The sequence below is a fragment of the Methanoplanus endosymbiosus genome (genome assembly GCF_024662215.1).
Classification (GTDB): domain Archaea; phylum Halobacteriota; class Methanomicrobia; order Methanomicrobiales; family Methanomicrobiaceae; genus Methanoplanus; species Methanoplanus endosymbiosus.
On sequence record NZ_CP096115.1, the window covers coordinates 2,366,031 to 2,383,223 of the forward strand.

Sequence of the window (17,193 nt, forward strand, 5' to 3'; positions counted from 1 at the left end):
ATTTATACTGGATTAAATGATATTTTGTATTAATCATTTTTTGGTAATTATGTACCATGGACAACATATGTGTGTATAAATGTATGCTGTGTCGATTAATGGATAGTAAATTAATATTTTTTTGAAACTGTACTACAATTAATTATCTATCTTTTAGATAATAAATAATAACTAAGTGACTGCCCTGATTACATCTTCAAACAGTTTAAAGGCTCTTACAGTTATCCGGAGTTTAGGAAAAAAAGGAGTAAATGTAATGTCGGCTGAAAAAAAGAGCGGTTCCCTTGGTTCTTATTCCAAATACTCCGGGAATAATATTACTTATCCTGATCCTGCTATTAAAGAACAGGATTTTGTAAAGAAGTTAATATCTGAATTGAAAAAAAATCATATTGATGTTTTGCTCCCAGTTCATTCGGAAGATACTTATGTAGTTACAAAATATCTCGATAAATTCCGTGAGCATACAGCTGTTCCTTTTATGGATTATAAGACCATTGATTCCGTAAATAATAAGAGTATTTTCTTAAAAAATGCGTATGATATGGGATTTCCTGTTCCGAAAACTTATCATCCTGATGATTTAGAATCATTGAGGAAAATTTCCAAAGAGATTGATTATCCGGCTGTAATAAAACTCAGAAAATCGTCAAGCAGTATTGGTTTGTCGTATGCTAAAAGTCCTGAAGAATTAATACAAACATTTAAAGATACAATTACTAAATTTAATCTGAATAATAAGAATTATCCAATTATTCAGGAATATGTCAAAGGAGATGGCTATGGGGTATCACTTCTATTCAACCATGGTGATCTACGCGCTTTTTTTACCCATAAAAGATTAAGAGAATATCCAATTTCCGGAGGACCCAGTACCTGTCGAGTAAGCGTCAGAAACTCTGGGATGGAGAAAATTGCAGTTGATCTGCTCAAAAGCTATAACTGGCATGGTATAGCCATGGTTGAATTTAAACTAACAGAGGAGGGTAAGCCCGTTATAATGGAAGTAAATCCAAGATTCTGGGGTTCAGTAAATCAGGCAGTATTATCCGGAGTAGATTTTCCTTATCTGTTATATAGGATGTCAGTAGATGGAGATGTAAATCCAGTAATGAGTTATAAAACAGGAATTAAAACCAGAAATGCATTTATTGATATAATTGCCATCTTCCAGGAAATAAAGAGTACAAAAAATCCTGCCTTAATTAAAGAGTTTTTGACCTGCCCCTTCACTGATGATGTTTTGTCTCTGGATGATCCAATGCCTACACTAAACTTTATCAAAATGGGCTTAAAAGAGTTATATTGTAGCAGATATCATTAGCGCAGGCTATTCCATTTTTTGATGGCATAACTCGTTAACATAGCAGACTTTTGAATATAATGCGGAAAACAGGTTGATTCATTGCAAATATTGATATCTTTTCCTCTGAGTAAGAGATCTTTTATATACGCTTCGTCAAATCTGAATTCGACTGAAAATTCAGAATATAATCTGCCAATCTCAAAGGAAAAATGCGCATCTGAACCGGAAACGACTGTTTTATTCAGTTTATCAGCAAGAACCAATGCTTTATAATTTAATTCATATGATGTACGCCCGTTAATCCCTTCGATAATGTCTACTGATTTAAGAGCTATGTCATCTGGAAATTTTTTTCTTCTATATGGATGAGGAAGTAATGCAACACCTCCCTGTCCATGGATTTCATCAACAACTTCTCCGAAAATATTGGATTTAATTTCATCGGTTAAGAATAGGCCAATCAAATCGCCACACTCGGTTGAGATTTCAGAGCCAACTATTACCAGGATTTTATCCTGTGATATCTTCCTGCACTCAATTCCACCTTTTATGGTATCATGATCAGTTATTGCAATAACATTGAGGAAATTCTTTTCAGCTTGTTTCAAAATTTTTTCAGGGGGGAGCAATGAATCATTAGAATATTTGCTATGGATGTGCAGATCAAATTTAATCATTTATGATTTCCTGGCAACTTTGATGCATTTTTTCCCGGAATTAAATACTGAATCAGTAACTTTTGAAATAAATAAACTTCTAATATTATATGCCCATCTTTCAGGATGAACAGTTAAGTAAACATCTGAATCAAAATTATTTTGCAGGTATGAAATAAGATTGTCTGTGGATTTAAGCGAATCCTTATTTCTGAATTCCTGATAAGTCCCTGATAAATTATCTCTCAATGAATTCCTGCCATTCCAGTTTCTTCCTGTATCTGAAAAGTACCTGACGTTAGATATTGATAGATATGCATCTCCAATAACTCCATAATTCTTATAATCATACTTGTCCCAGAGATTCCGGTTATCATAAGGCGATAGGGGACTTCCGTGCATACAGATTGTTTTGATATCGCATATCTCCCTGAAGGCATTCAGCTCTTCCTCAAATAATGTTATTGCTTTATTATAATCTCCTCTTGTTTTACTCAGGGTTTCATAATGATATCCTACTTCATGACCAAGATTTTTAATTTTTATAATTTGATCTTTTTTGAATGTATAAGGGTATCTGAAATAATATGAAGAACGAATTCCCAGTTTGTGCTCGATATCTGCCATTTTAAGCGCACTTTTAACATTTCTGTCAACGTCATGTCTAAGAATACAGATTTTTTCGTCTGATAGTAAGTTTCTATTTTGGGAATTCTGATAATTTGTTACGTATTCAAAAAGAGTAATGATTGAATAATTCTTTTTTAAGGCCAAACATAGTTCACTATATTTTTTGAGGGTAAAATCATGGGCCATATTTCATTCCGTATTTTAAATTAATCTGATTTAGAATTTAATTGTTGTGGAATTTAGTACCATCCACCTGTTCTCTCCTGCTGCATGTCAAAAAGCATTGCAAAGAGAACAAACATCATTCCAAGCATGAATACAAGAAGCGCCAGACCACCATGAACAAAGAGTACATTATTCATAAGTATAAACTTTTCATACAGGCTTACAAGTCCTCCAAGGAATCCAAGAATAGTAAATACAGAACCGAAGAAATAAAAGAATACCAGAGGATGAAAACTCATCAGAACATATTTATTCTTCATCCTCCACAAAAATCCGGAGAAGAGTAGCCATGACACTTTTACAATGTAAGAACTGTATTTAATACCCGATTTTTCAAGCCCGTACCTCGCAGGATGCGGTACATTGATCACCCTGAAACCAAAGACATTCAGTTTAATCAGAAGGTCATTGCAGTAGCCATATCTGGTATATATCTGTGAAAGTGGTATCGTCTCGAGCGCCCTCTTTGATATTGCAGTATAACCATTCTGTGGGTCCATCATCTGCCAGTATCCGGATGCAATCTTTGTCAGAAGTGTCAGTGTTGCATTCCCGGCAAACCTCCACCTGCTCATATTGGCCCTGAATTTTTCATTGATGAGCCTGTTTCCTACAGTATAATCTGCTCTCTCAGTTACGATTGGGTTTAATAATTCCGGCAGAAATGTTGGATCCATCTGGTTGTCTCCGGCCATAACGGCAATAATGTCCATATCATCTGCAAGCGCGGCTTTATATCCGGTTATAATCGAAGCTCCCACTCCTGAATTGGTTTCGTGCCGGATGTTTAATATCCTTGAATCCTTTTGAGCACTCTCATCAATACACTCTGCTGTATTATCTGTAGAGCAGTCATCGACCACATAAATCCGGTCAACAAACTCCGGCATAGTTTCAAGCGTAGGGCCAATTAATAATTCCTCGTTGTATGCCGGAACAACAACTCCGATTTTTCTTTCTTTATACATATCTCTGGACTTATTTCCTTTGGTTCTGTTATATAATGTAATGATAGCGGGTTTATATATGTGTCCGTTCTGTGATTCATCATATTTCTGAGATTTATTTTATCCTTGACTCTTATTTATTGGTTCTATGTTCTGTACTTTATTTTTGTGCTGCTGATATTAATTATAGGCCAGTTCTGACTAAGTCTAATGCCGGATATATCTTATGTAACTTTAGTGAGTATTTGTAATAATAATACCATTTTGACAATATCTCGCTTAATCAGATGCCCTCTTGCTCAATGAAACAACTTATCACCTCCTCACATAAGCAGATATTTGCGATGGGCGGGCGGGTGACTTCTTACCTTTGGCGCATCTGGTCTTTTTTTCTATATCTCTGTATTTTGTTTATTATTTGGAAATTAAAGTCTAGATCGGTTTTTATGAAACCTGGGTTCATTTCATAATCAGGAATTTATATTTGCGATTTTGCGGTAATTCATATTGTCTCGCAGGAGGTATTATATATTGGTTGGCTATTGATTTACCGTAGGGATTATTTCAGCTTGCGTATGATCTGCGGGTGTCCCGCTGACTTGCCATTTGTGGAAATATGGTTTCTTAAATTTCCTTTAGGTCGAAATATTATTTCCCAACATTTGTTTTATTATGTTGATCACGTAAATTTCGGCTCACTATTTTTTTGTTCAATGAAATAAGTTTTTATGCTATGCCGTAATTAATAACTATTGATAGATATTGGAGGGATCCAATAGTCTCTCGAAATGGAATTATAATGGAGGAATAGTAATGTTAAAAATAAGAAATGATGAAGCATTTACCGGTCTTGAGGCCGCAATTGTGCTTATCGCATTCGTTGTCGTCGCCGCAGTATTCTCATATGTAGTGCTCGGCGCCGGTTTCTTCACAACCCAGAAATCACAGGAAGTTGTGTATACGAGTGTCGATCAGGCAAGTTCAAGTATCGAGATAATGGGTGATGTGTATGGTATTTCAGAAACTACTGAAAAAGGTATAGATACCGTTCGTTTTACTGTAGGACTCACTGCTGGCGGTTCACCTGTTGATTTCTCAGATTCAACTATGTCATTTACTACAAAGACGGAGGTCACAAGTCTTGGTAATCCCAGTAGTACAGTAAGTACAACACTGCCTACAGAAGAGGGTGATTGGAAAGTACTTACTGTTAATAACCGTGACTCTGATAAAGATCCAAGTAGTTTGATGCTTGAAGGTAGGGAACAGTTTGTTCTTGGTATAAGGCTTCCTTCTAAAGTAACTGCAAATAATGACTTTATTCTCAGTATTCGTCCTGCTGTAGGTACTGCATATTCAATTGACAGAACTGTGCCTGAGAGGGTAAAAGCTGTTAATGCTCTTTATTAAAGGTGATGTAAATGATGAAAAAAATAATAAAATCAGATGAAGGTTTTACCGGTCTTGAGGCTGCAATTGTTCTGATTGCATTCGTCGTAGTCGCTGCAGTATTCTCATATGTGGTTCTCGGTGCTGGTTTCTTCACAACCCAGAAGTCACAGGAAGTTGTCTATTCCAGTGTTGATATGGCATCTTCAAGTATGGAAGTATTAGGTGATGTTTATGGAATATCTGCTGATACTTCAACGACTAATAAAAGGATAAATGCTGTTCAGTTTATTCTTGGTTTGACCGCAGGTGGTACTCCTGTAGATCTTGCGAAAACTACTCTTGTATTTCAGAATGACAGAACAATTAAAGATTTAACCAGGCTTGGTCAAATTACCAGTACTTCCACGAATGTTGTTAGTGATAAAAGTTCTATTACTGCACTTAAATGGGGTATTATTGAAATAAACAATGCAGATGGTGATGGTGGTGCATTACTCGAAAACCAGAAGCAGTTTACCATTTATGCTCACATTAGTGATGGTCATTCGTCTGAAGATGAGAGAATTGTAGCGAATGAAAATTTCAACCTTGAAATTAAACCATCTGTTGGAGCATCATACGGAATTAAAAGGACTGCTCCGGCTGAAGTAAAAGCTGTAAATGTTCTTTATTAATCCTCTCAGGATTAATAAATAATAAATAACCAATTACTTTTTTTTAAAATTAAGTTTAATTTCTTAGTAGTTATCATTTCAATATTTAGAGGTATTTATGTCAAAACGAAAATCAAAATTGGTTGTCGGAAATAATATTAATCTATCTGAAAAGGATGTCAAGAAATTGGCTGATAATGTCAAAAAATTAGATGGTGATATGGGAGAATTGGATGTAAATACTAAAGTAAACAATTCTGATAAAACGTTTTTTGGCAGAATCTCAGATTTTCTTAATCAGAATATTGTTGTAATTATTGTATTTTTCCTGTCACTTTTCTTCATTATGTCTTTTTCAAATCCTGCTATTTTCATTAATGATGAATGGATTACAGTAAATCAGTTAAATCAGCTTGATGCAGGACAGCAGTTGATAGTGAATGAAGGAAAATATGGGACATATCTGAATGGAACTCCTGGGGCTTACTTTGATTCCAAAGATAACCTTCTTGGCTACACTTTAATGCTCCCAATCCTCTCCCTTCCGGCACTAAAACTCTTCAGCCTCTTTGGTGAACAATTCAGGTTTTTCATAGTTCTGCTCTGGAGTTTAATACCAATTGCAATGGTATTTCTGGTCGAGAAATACAGGCAAAAATGGCTCAGGGTAGGTGAACTGTCTCTAAAATGGCCGTTGATAATTACAGCATTTGCATTTATGCTCCTGAATATACTGCTCTATTATCCATTCAAATTTGGAACGTGGGATTCACCGCAGGAAGTTGCGGCAGTTGTATTTACTAATCACATTTTCTTTGCACTTACAGCGGTGGCAATATTTCTCATCTGCCGATATATGTTTAAAAATGACTGGTACTCAGTATTTGGAACAATTGCCTGCATGTCCTGCTCATCATATATGTTCTGGGCAGCTAATTGCAAGGATCATATGATTACCATTGCATTCACAGCATTTGTTATACTCTTTATGGTTAGATATATAAAATCGGAAAAGGGAATAGATGCATTCTGTGCATTCTTCTTCATGGGTATGCTCGCCTGGGCACGCCCGGAGGTGGGTGCGGCGGTATTTGTGTTCTCGCTGATATACTATCTTGGATATAATCTCTACAAAAAAGAGAACCGCTCTGAATTCTTCAGGCTGAAGATATTTGCACCTATGTTCACAGTTCTCGGTGCAGTTCCGTTCTTCATAAATAATCTCTACGTCACCGGAAACCCGCTTGTACCGACTTTTTACGTATATCTCCAGAAGCATCTCTCAGCAGTGGATGGCAATGGGAATGTAATCGGAAGCAATATTGTCAATAATGTTTCTTATTCAGTCCCGGCACCATCAGGTGGAATTGACAGTTTTGTAAATATCGTCCAGAATCAGATGGGATTTCAGGTTAATACAATTGTCTATGATATATTTGGAGTTCTTCTAAGGCCTGAATCCGGCAACGTCGGTGTTGGTATTGTCTGCCCGCTTCTGTTTATTGGGATTGTGATTCTTCCGGTGTTATACTTCAGGAATAAGTCCATATTCTCAGATACGGACATATCGCTCATAATATTCCTCCTTTTTGCAGTAGCGGCAATATGGGCAGCCTACTTCAATCAGATATATGGCATGAATCACAGCCACGGTGTAATCCCGGACATCCGTTACATGACTCCGGCATACATCCCAATGGGACTTCTTGGTATATTTGGTGTATTTTCGGTTTTCCACAAAAACAGAAATACTGAAACTATCAATGAGAGGAAAACTGCTCTTACAATGATTACATCTGCCCTTACCATAGTTCCGGCTATAATCCTTGCAATGATTTTCATCCAGCCATATGGCGGAGCGTATGCAGGATATACTACCTTCTTCATGCAGCTTGTCTATCTTATGGTGGTCGTAACCATAATTGTCTTCATCCTGGTGGAATTAAAAAAGATATCAGTGAACTGGTTTATTGTATCAGTAGTACTGCTCGTATCAATTCCTCTTGCGTGGCAGTTTGTGATGCTCTTTTTATATTCAACCGTAAAATTCAATGGATATTCATTCTGGATCCCGTTTGTGGAAAATCTCTATGACAACTTTATCATTGTCCATGATGTTTAATATCTATAATATATCTATCCTTTTTTCCGACTTGAAAACAATGTTATATTCAGAAAATAAATGGTTTCAATAATGACTAAGTGCACTACTGTACAACCATAAAGTCAATCTTATCGCCTGACCGGCATCTCATGTGAGAAATTATCTCGATATTAATCATTAATTATACTCTGATTATTTCTCTGTCCAAGAAAATTATCTTATATTATTTCCTCCGGCCACTAACAATAAAGCTTTAAACCATAATAGAAAAATATATTCCTTAGCATGGCAGTTAACCAGTCGCAGGTAGATCACATTCTAAACACAGCCTCGGCGGATGATCCTGAAGTAAAACTACAAAATCTCCAGGATGAGGTTGACCTCCTTAAAAAATCTGTAAAGAAGTTATTAATAGATTTAAGAGAGAGAATGAACGAGCTTGACAACCCCTTCATTCTCAGCAATTACTCTCAGAGTGCAATAGAAAGCCCCCCAAGGCAGAACGAACTCCCGGCAGCAGAAGAGGAAATCCCGGAAGAGACCCTCCCGGCAATCCCTGGTGACGAATTAGTCAGTCCTGCCAGACTTCCGGATAAAAATCTTACAGATTCCCTCTCAGCATCACTAAAAGATGATGATCTCCTCGCGGCACTGCACAGGCAGATAGATGACATTAAGCGGAATGCACCGGAAGTTTCAGAACAGGCAAAGGAGAAGCCGAAACTTCAGAAACTTCACGGAATATTTGAGTGGACTGCCCGCATGGTCAAAAAGTACGGCCATGACAGAATGGAAATAATGATGGAGTCGTACCGCTCAATGGGCTATGTCTCAGATGAATACTGTTCACAGATCAAAGACATTGCCCGCCTCATGCCGCAGTCAATAGGTGAATACCACGAGATCGGTTCTGAAGAATTTGTAGCCGAACTATACGTCTTAAACAGAATATTATATCCTGATGATTCATCCCTTGACAGAGAGATGATAGATGTCATGATGGACAACAAGAGCATTGAAGATCTCGTGAAAACCAAAGGCCGGTCGAAGGAAGAGGCAATTGAAGAGGACTGGATTGATATGCTTGAAGAGATTTAATATATCCGGATACATTAGTACCTGTATCTTCCGGTAGAGATAATGTCAAGCGAAACCTTTGCCACTGCAATATTTCTGATAACAGCAATAGTAGCTGCGGCAGTGCTTGTCAATGCATTCTTTCCGGTAATCTATCAGGCAACATCAACATTCAGTGACTCCTCACAGTCGGCAGATGAACGTATGCGAACCGAAATTAAGATAATCAATACATTTGGCGTAAATCCGACCGCTAAAATCTGGATAAAAAATATCGGTTCTGCAAGAGTGGCCAAATCAAACCTTGATATGTCAGATGTGTTTTTTGGAGAGGAGGGTGATTATGATATCCTCATATTTAATTCGGACGGAACACCTGCCGATGGTGAATGGAGCTATTCAGTTATCGAAACAACAGAGAACAACTACTGGGACCAGAGGGAAACCCTGGAAATAGAGATCAATTCTGCTTCAATTCCTGCCGGTGAAGGCAATTATCTCTACTTTCAGCTGGCCCTTCCAAACGGTGTAACAGTCTCCCGGACATATACCACCAGCGGGTAGATAACAATGGCAGATGTTTCACTTACTGCAGCGCCTTTGAGGCGATCTCTCATAAGATTACGGAGACGATAGATAACAATGGCAAGCGCTTCACTTATTGCAACTGCATTTGCTCTGATAATGCTGATAATTACTGCCTATTTCCTTGTAGGAGTAGTGCTTACCACAGCCCAGATCGTATCATATGCCCAGACAGATCAGGTGAACCAGCAGGAATTACGGCTGAGGACATCACTCTCAATAAATTCAGCCAATATTTCGGAAGGAAATCTCACAATGGAGATTGAAAATACCGGCAGCACAATAATTGAAGATTTTGATTACATTGACATGTACACAGTCAATTCAAGTACAAACCCTCCAATATACTACTCCATGGGCGCGGGCAGCTGGAGTATTGTCACCATAAATCCGGATATAATCAACCCCGGCCTTCTTGACCCGGATGAAGTGATGCAGGTAAACATAACATACACCGGCGATGCTCCCATATGGGCAAAAATGGCAACGCCAAACGGGATTTCAGTGTCAGCATACATATAATGAGGTGGCAGAGATGTTTGAAGATGAAGAAAGGGGATCACTTGGCGATATTATCGGAGGCAGTGACAGGCAGATTCTCTCAACCGGAAATCCGGAGCTTGACAAGAAACTTGCCGATGGTCTGCCGCTTGAATCCCTGACCCTGATTGAAGGTGAAAATGATACAGGAAAGAGCGTGATAACCCAGCAGATCATCTGGGGTGCAATGAAAGCCAGTCTGAGCGTGGACCTCTACACCTCAGAGAACACCTCCAAAAGTTTCCTGAACCAGATGAACTCCATGAGCCTTGACATATCTGACTATTATGCCTGGGGTTACCTGAGGATATATCCTATGCACACAATCGGGTTTGAATGGGGTGAGGAAGAGATGCAGGGAGTACTTAAGAGAATTATCCACAAAATCCAGAGCAGTGATGCAGATGTCATAGTCATTGATTCACTGACCCTCCTGACTGAGTCCACGTCCCAGACAGATCTCCTTGCATTCTTAACAAACTGCAAAAATCTTGTTGACCATGGAAAGACAATCCTGATCACCCTGCATACGTATGCCTTTGAAGAGGATACACTTGTAAGAATCAGGTCTATCTGTGATGCGCACCTGTTCATGAAAAAAGCCCTTGTGGGGGATAAGTATGTCATGGTTATGGAAGTTATTAAAGTCAGGGGTGCGAGAAAAACCACAGGAAATGTTGTATCGTTTGAAGTTCACCCCGGATATGGAATGAAGATAATTCCGATGTCAGTTGCAAGAGTATAAGGCATACATGAAAATAATATGCAAAGGACGGATCTGGAAACCGGAGACGGAGCAGGCATATAATGCATATATGTGGAGGTAATACATGAGTTCACTGAGTGCAAATATTAACCTTCCATTCAAACCGGAAGAAGTGGATGAGGATGATGACATCTATTCAGATTACGAATCATCAGCACTCTACCGGATGCTTCCTGCCAATGCGAAGGAATATGTTGCACAGAGTCCACACCTCCTTGAATATCTCCAGATATTTCCTGTAAATTTATTCGGCATCCCGCTCTTCTTCTCAGAACTAAAAAGAGAACTGAAGGGGATGGACAACCCGAATATCATCTATCCTGTGGATGAATTCACTTTTATTCATATATTTGCAGATCAGGATGATGTACGAAATTATTACATCCCAATTGAACCCTCTTTTATGCATTCAGTTGCCGAAGCAATGCCTCTCATTGAAAAGAAACTGGTTGATATAGTTGATGTCTTAGAAGAGGATCCTGTCACAGAGGAAGAGAGAATAGAGGTATTAACGAGGGTGCTTAAGGAAGTTACCTACATCAAATCTCCGGATGAAAACCTCTCTGCACTGACAGGCGGCGCTCATGGTGAAGCAGAAAGCCTTAAAGATAAGCTAATCGGATTTTTGAATAAAGACTTTTCATCCAAAGATGACATGGTTTCTCTTCTCAAAAGTAAAATTCCGGTAACATCAGACGGAAAGATAATTCTTTCACTTGCTGAGTACCGTTCAATAGAATACCTGATGATAAGGGACAAGATCCAGATGGGTATATTAAAACCATTTCTTTCTGACCCTTATATTGAGGATATCACCTGTGATGGTGTCGGCCCTATATTTATAGAACATAAAATATTTAACGGGCTTAAATCTGCTGTTGAATTCAAGTTTTCTGAGGAAATTGATGATTTTGTTATTAAGATGGCAGAGAGGATAAAAAGGCCGATCACCTACAGAAACCCCATCGTTGATGCCACACTTCCGGATGGCTCACGTATCAATATCGTCTATGGTACTGAAGTATCAAAGCATGGCAGTAATTTTACCATACGTAAATTCTCAGAAGAACCTGCAAGTATTGTTCAGTTAATTGACTGGAAGACGACTGATTACATGGTTGCCGGCTATCTCTGGATCTGCATTGAATTTGGGATGTCCCTCTTCATGAGCGGAGAGACTGCCAGCGGGAAGACGACAAGCCTGAACGCCCTTACCACCTTCATTGCGCCAGAATCCAAGATTGTAACAATTGAGGATACTCCTGAGCTTACGGTCCCGCATAAAAACTGGACCAGAGAAGTCTCCAAAGGAAAAGGAAAGGGCGAAGGGGCAAGCGGTGAGGTTACAATGTTTGACCTTCTGCGTGCAGCTCTTCGTCAGAGGCCTAATTACATCCTCGTCGGTGAGATTCGTGGTTCAGAAGGAGCTGTCGCTTTTGGTGCGATGCAGACCGGCCACCCTGTCATGAGCACTTTCCACGCTTCATCGGTTGAAAAGCTCATACAGCGTCTCTGCAGTGAACCGATAAGCATCCCTATGACGCATGTTGATAATCTTAATCTCGTTATTATTCAGAGTGCAGTCAGAAGATCTGATGGCAGTATGGTAAGGAGAATGCTGAGCGTAAACGAACTTGTGGGTTATGATCCTGAATCCGGTGGTTTCTCCTTTGTCTCAATGTTTATCTGGAACCCGGTAACGGATGAGTTTGAGTTTCCCGGAAAAGGCAGCAGTTATCTCCTTGAAAATAAGATTGCAACTCTTCTTGGAATTCCGGACAACAAAAAATCGGATATGTATTTTGAGGTTGAGAAGAGGGCAAGAATTCTTCAGAGACTAAATAAGGCGGGCTACACCAGATTCTGGGACCTTTATCATATGATGACAAAGGTAAAGAAGCAGGGATTAATTAAAATCGAGGTATAGCCGGCATTATGTTTGAAGATCTCTTTGCGAGCCTTAAGGAGAAGAACGGAGGCAACTTACCTTTTGAGGATACGATAAAGGAGATTAAAAAGAAGATCTCCGATATTGATGACAACAAGAGGATGAGTAATGACCTTCTCTTTATGGTTACATACATGGCCTCAATTACCCATGCAAATGTCTCCAGGCCTGAAATATTCGGATATACTTCCGAGAGGAAGGAGTACATCTCAACAAGGGCCATAAAGAGGGTTGAATGCTTTGTAAAAAGATGGAATTACAGCTATGCCGAAAGCCTCAGGCTGGTTGCGGAGAGGGTCAGAAATGAAATTCTTGAAAGCTTATTAAACCGTTTTGGAAACTCCATTGAGTCCGGAGTTCCGGATGAGGAGTTTCTCCGCTCAGAACTTGCCACAATCAGAAATGTGTACAGAAATAGTTTTGAGCAGGGCATTGAGATGCTTAAAAAATGGGGCGATGCTTATATTGCCCTTATGCTCTCAGCAACAGTTGTAAGCATAATTATCATGATTTCGGTGGCTATTTATGCCCCGGATAATCTTGAATCAACCCTTAACTCCTCCTATTTTCTGACTGTCGGTGTCTCTGCCTTTGGTATTATCACCATGTACAAATCTATTCCTGACGACCAGAAATGTCATGGACTTGAAGGTATGGGTAGTTATGAGCAGCAGATGATTGCCAGGCTTGAGAGGGTAATAGTCCCTATGGCTCTGGTTGCAGGAATTATACTCTATATTCTGGGTATAAATTTTGGCCTTATCTGCATGCTTGTCGGGATAATGCTTGCACCTCTTGGATATCTTGGATGGATCGATGATTCAAATATTATCTCAAGGGATGAGGATTTCACGACATTTATCAGGGGTCTTGGATCAATTATGGGTGGTATGGGGCTTACTGTTGGGCCGGCACTTGCCAGTGTTGACCGGAAATCCATCCATGTACTTGGCCCTTTTATTGATGCAGTGTACTCGAAGATGAATATCGGTCTTGATGAGACTCTGGTGTGGCGTAAATTTATCATGGAGACCGGAAGCAATCTTATTTATAAATATCTCGGAATTTTCAGGGATTCTATCAATCTTGGTGCCGGTGCAAACGAGGTGGCATATATTGTAAGCGGCTCTATGCTTGAACAGACCCTCCTGAGGCAGAAGAGGGAGATGCTCGCAACCGGATTTATTGTACTCCTGATTCCTATGCATGTGGCTATGATCGGAATTTTTGCCTTTTTGTACAATATCCTGATAACCATGTCACACGCCATAAGTTCAGTTCTTGAGACATTTCAGGAAACATCTGCGGCACTCAGTTCAAGTACATCATCTGTCGGAGGAAGCATGGCAGGTTCAATAAATATCTTTACAAATTTTCCGGAGGACAAGATGCAGACCTTCATCATTATCAGCATCATGATTGTGACGGTTTCAAACATCCTTGCCGGAAAAATCGTTAAAGGCGGCCACCGTTATATGTATTATTTTTTCGGTAGTGTTTTATTGACTCTTACAGGAATTATGTACATAGCAGCACCGATTATAGTTGAGATGCTCTTTACAATACCGGGATTTGAGGCAATATAGATGGCAGGTATGAGTGACAGCAGAAGAAGAATGATAATGATGCTGACCATTATCTTTGCCGGGTCAGCATTAACTTTTATTGACTTAAGTCCCCTCCTGGTTCTGGTTATAGCCGTGGTTATGGGCATTGTGATGCTCTTTGCACTCGGAATGGTGACCTTTGGGGAGATTAAGTCCGGTTTTAAGGCATTTGGACAGAGAATAAGGCATCCTCTCTCTTCCGGTAAGAAGAAGGGTGATAAAAAATCCGGAAGGGAAAAATCTCCTGATGAGCCAAAGAAGGATAAAGGGAAGAAAGGCGGTTTATTCTCCGGAAAAGAAAAAGGAGAGAAGGAATCTAAAGTTCCTTTTGCCGGCTTAATTGCAAAACTTCCATTCGGCAAAAAAAAGGGCAGTGAAGATAAAAAGAAGACTGTTCCTGATGATAAAGGCAAAAGTGAATCTACGGGCCTTTTTGCAGGATTTGGCGGATTATTTTCATCCCTGAAATCCGGAAAGAAGTCCAAAAATGATAAGACAAAGAAGATAGACGAACTTCTGGATCAGACTGTAAATGATGTGGTTCCCTCTGCTCCCAGGACTAAAGAGGAGATTTCAGAAGATGAGTCCTCAGCTGATAAATCGGAATCAGATGAGGATGAGGATGACTTTTCAGATTTTGACAGCCTTGATCTTGGAATAGAGGATGATTCGGATGAAGAGTTTGACTCATCTGCCGTAGGTGGTATGATTGGGGCAGAAGAGGAAATTCCTGAGTCAACCATTGCGGAGATTCTTGCAAAAGAGGGAATTGATCTTGAAATTGAGGATGATGAATTTTCCGGCATATCTGATCTTCAGGACGAAACTGCATCCACAGAAGATATTTCAGATGAATTTTCCGGGGCTGAAGAGATCTCCGGTCTTGATGAAGACATCTCCGGTCTTGAGTTTGAAGGCGGGGATGATTTTGATGAACTGGATGATCTCGACGATCTCGATCTCGATGAAATTGAGATCGATGAGGAAGATGAATTTGAACCTGAAGAAGAGATAAGCGTAGAGCTTGGTGATGAATCCGGAGATCAGTACTTTAAACTTAGACGATCATTAATATGTTTAAACCTACAATATTAAATTCAAAATACTCTCTTAAATTACCTAAATCGCAGTATTGGCCCTAAATTCTCCGTTTTTTTGCACCGAGGTCACAAGGCACGTTTTGTAAACCTATTTTGATTAACATCACTCATCCCCATTTAGGCCTCATTACATTCTTCCATTTCTCATCGAGATCAATCTGAAAAGAGTATCTTTGAATTGAAATTGTGTTGTTTCCAGTGAAAAAGTTACAAAATTATAGATAGCTACCGCTAAATCGGTCGCAGCTGCATATTCCGTTCATTGAGATGTCAGAATGTCAGCTTATAGCAATTTCATCAATCCTTAATATACGAAAATGAGTCATACTTTCTTCAAATATGATGGCAAGATAATGATTTAAGGGGAATTTGTCCCTGTATATTACTTTTGGTCCTCTCTGAATCTTTGCAAATCGCTTCCATTTTGTTAAAACCCAAAAATTCTGAATTATGCATGCAATTAGATAATAAAAAAATCTCACCACATGATCCTTGGTGGATGTTCTTACTTTGAATTTATTATTAATGACATATGTTGATTCAATGGCAAATCTATGCCTGTATCGCTCACTAATTGATTGTGGGGAAGTATTAATTTTGTACACAACAAAAGCACGATGAAGAGCACCTTTTTTACCCTTTTTACCTTTCATGTAAATGACACGATCAACAATTTTCACCTTACATTTTAGCTTATTCTTCGATTTGGCGTTTATAACATATTCAAATGATTTTGATTTCTTTCCCTTCAGCTGCCTTTTGAGTTCATCACTGTTCTTCTTAACAGGCACTATGTGAGGAATTTCAGATTCCTTAAGGTAACTGAAGATTTCAGCAGAGTAAAACTCACGGTCAAGCATCAGAGATTTGATCTTGAATCCATATCCATAAATTAAATCAACACAATTCTTTATTGCGGTGAGGTTAGTGGAATCTCTAAACAAAGGAATAACCTGAAGTATAAGGTGCTTATCCATATTTACAACCGAGAATGTCAGGTATCCAACAAAATAATTTGTCGATGCCTTTCTTTTTCCACCTACAATTGGAGATTTAGGATTTTTTTTATCCTTTTTCCCATAATATGGAATTAGCGTTATATCAATTGCAAAATCATACTTCTGACCTTTCTTAAGGATTCCTTTTCCCGCTTTTAAAAGCATTTTTGGAGTATTTAGTGTCAATTCCTCCATATTAAGGCCATGAAGTTTTTTTAGACAAGTCGTATGGGACGGTAGTCCTTCCGTCATTTTTGCAAAACCGGATATTGAGTTATTAGAACATGCCGTAGCGATAGCTCCCCGAATCAACGTTAGACTATCATAGTTTCTGCCACCTGTTAAGGTTACATTCCCCTCAACAAGAGCGCATATCGGTTCAAGGTTTCCAAGCTTATTTTCTTTATTAAGCTCTGATTTGCCTATATTTTGACAATTATTTGCCATATGAGGGGTTTTTGAGAGTATATAAACCCCACCATAAATCAGGCGTACGTCAAAAAAATAAGGTAAATTCGGGCTAAATTCTAAAAGAATTTGGCGATATTGGGGTAAACGCGCAGTATTACGCGCAGTAGTCCATGTGGTTTGTCATTAAAATAGAGAAGTACTTAACTTTCTCAAGTTGGGCAGAAATACTCTGAGCAAAAAATGGGGTT

At 38.9% G+C, this 17,193-nt stretch carries 15 protein-coding genes; 11 read left to right on the forward strand and 4 right to left on the reverse strand.

The window, feature by feature from the left end; genetic code table 11:
- Window positions 1-256 precede the first annotated feature (256 nt).
- A complete protein-coding gene (locus L6E24_RS10670) occupies window positions 257-1,324 on the forward strand; it encodes a carboxylate--amine ligase (protein WP_257741961.1) in 1,068 nt (355 codons plus the stop codon).
- Here L6E24_RS10670 and L6E24_RS10675 read toward each other — a convergent pair.
- Genes L6E24_RS10675 through L6E24_RS10685 form a run of 3 tightly spaced genes read right to left on the reverse strand, consistent with a single transcriptional unit; the run spans window position 1,321 to window position 3,785 of the window.
- On the reverse strand, window positions 1,321-1,983 hold the full coding sequence (locus L6E24_RS10675; RefSeq protein WP_257741962.1) for a PHP domain-containing protein: 663 nt from the start codon (window positions 1,981-1,983) through the stop codon (window positions 1,321-1,323). The genes L6E24_RS10670 and L6E24_RS10675 overlap by 4 nt on opposite strands.
- Window positions 1,984-2,778, reverse strand: coding sequence for a hypothetical protein (locus tag L6E24_RS10680; RefSeq protein ID WP_257741963.1), 795 nt, complete (start codon window positions 2,776-2,778; stop codon window positions 1,984-1,986).
- A gap of 53 nt (window positions 2,779-2,831) precedes the next feature.
- Window positions 2,832-3,785, reverse strand: coding sequence for a glycosyltransferase family 2 protein (locus L6E24_RS10685; RefSeq protein WP_257741964.1), 954 nt, complete (start codon window positions 3,783-3,785; stop codon window positions 2,832-2,834).
- Between the two features lie 792 nt (window positions 3,786-4,577).
- Between L6E24_RS10685 and L6E24_RS10690 the strand changes: the two genes are divergently transcribed.
- From L6E24_RS10690 to L6E24_RS10735, 10 genes are all read left to right on the forward strand, one after another.
- Window positions 4,578-5,174 carry a flagellin gene (locus L6E24_RS10690; protein WP_257741965.1) on the forward strand — a complete coding sequence of 199 codons (597 nt, stop codon included), beginning with the start codon at window positions 4,578-4,580 and terminating at the stop codon, window positions 5,172-5,174.
- An 11-nt stretch (window positions 5,175-5,185) separates the two neighbouring features.
- Window positions 5,186-5,830 (forward strand): flagellin, encoded by a 645-nt coding sequence (locus L6E24_RS10695; RefSeq protein WP_308219122.1) that lies wholly within the window; start codon window positions 5,186-5,188, stop codon window positions 5,828-5,830.
- Between the two features lie 97 nt (window positions 5,831-5,927).
- Window positions 5,928-7,931, forward strand: coding sequence for a hypothetical protein (locus tag L6E24_RS10700; RefSeq protein ID WP_257741966.1), 2,004 nt, complete (start codon window positions 5,928-5,930; stop codon window positions 7,929-7,931).
- Window positions 7,932-8,198: 267 nt separating this feature from the next.
- On the forward strand, window positions 8,199-9,011 hold the full coding sequence (locus L6E24_RS10705) for a hypothetical protein (protein WP_257741967.1): 813 nt from the start codon (window positions 8,199-8,201) through the stop codon (window positions 9,009-9,011).
- 42 nt (window positions 9,012-9,053) lie between these two features.
- On the forward strand, window positions 9,054-9,554 hold the full coding sequence (locus L6E24_RS10710; RefSeq protein ID WP_257741968.1) for an archaellin family protein: 501 nt from the start codon (window positions 9,054-9,056) through the stop codon (window positions 9,552-9,554).
- A gap of 78 nt (window positions 9,555-9,632) precedes the next feature.
- Window positions 9,633-10,097 carry a hypothetical protein gene (locus L6E24_RS10715; RefSeq protein WP_257741969.1) on the forward strand — a complete coding sequence of 155 codons (465 nt, stop codon included), beginning with the start codon at window positions 9,633-9,635 and terminating at the stop codon, window positions 10,095-10,097.
- Window positions 10,098-10,110: 13 nt separating this feature from the next.
- Window positions 10,111-10,860 (forward strand): archaellum protein ArlH, encoded by a 750-nt coding sequence (gene arlH, locus L6E24_RS10720; protein WP_257741970.1) that lies wholly within the window; start codon window positions 10,111-10,113, stop codon window positions 10,858-10,860.
- 85 nt (window positions 10,861-10,945) lie between these two features.
- Window positions 10,946-12,808 carry an archaellum flagellar ATPase motor FlaI gene (flaI, locus tag L6E24_RS10725; protein ID WP_257741971.1) on the forward strand — a complete coding sequence of 621 codons (1,863 nt, stop codon included), beginning with the start codon at window positions 10,946-10,948 and terminating at the stop codon, window positions 12,806-12,808.
- 8 nt (window positions 12,809-12,816) lie between these two features.
- A complete protein-coding gene (gene arlJ / locus L6E24_RS10730; protein WP_257741972.1) occupies window positions 12,817-14,415 on the forward strand; it encodes an archaellar assembly protein ArlJ/FlaJ in 1,599 nt (532 codons plus the stop codon).
- A complete protein-coding gene (locus L6E24_RS10735) occupies window positions 14,416-15,531 on the forward strand; it encodes a hypothetical protein (RefSeq protein ID WP_257741973.1) in 1,116 nt (371 codons plus the stop codon).
- Window positions 15,532-15,814: 283 nt separating this feature from the next.
- Here L6E24_RS10735 and L6E24_RS10740 read toward each other — a convergent pair whose 3' ends face one another.
- The gene (locus L6E24_RS10740) at window positions 15,815-16,981 is read right to left on the reverse strand and encodes a transposase (protein WP_257741974.1); all 1,167 of its coding nucleotides are present in this window, start codon (window positions 16,979-16,981) and stop codon (window positions 15,815-15,817) included.
- Window positions 16,982-17,193 lie beyond the last annotated feature (212 nt).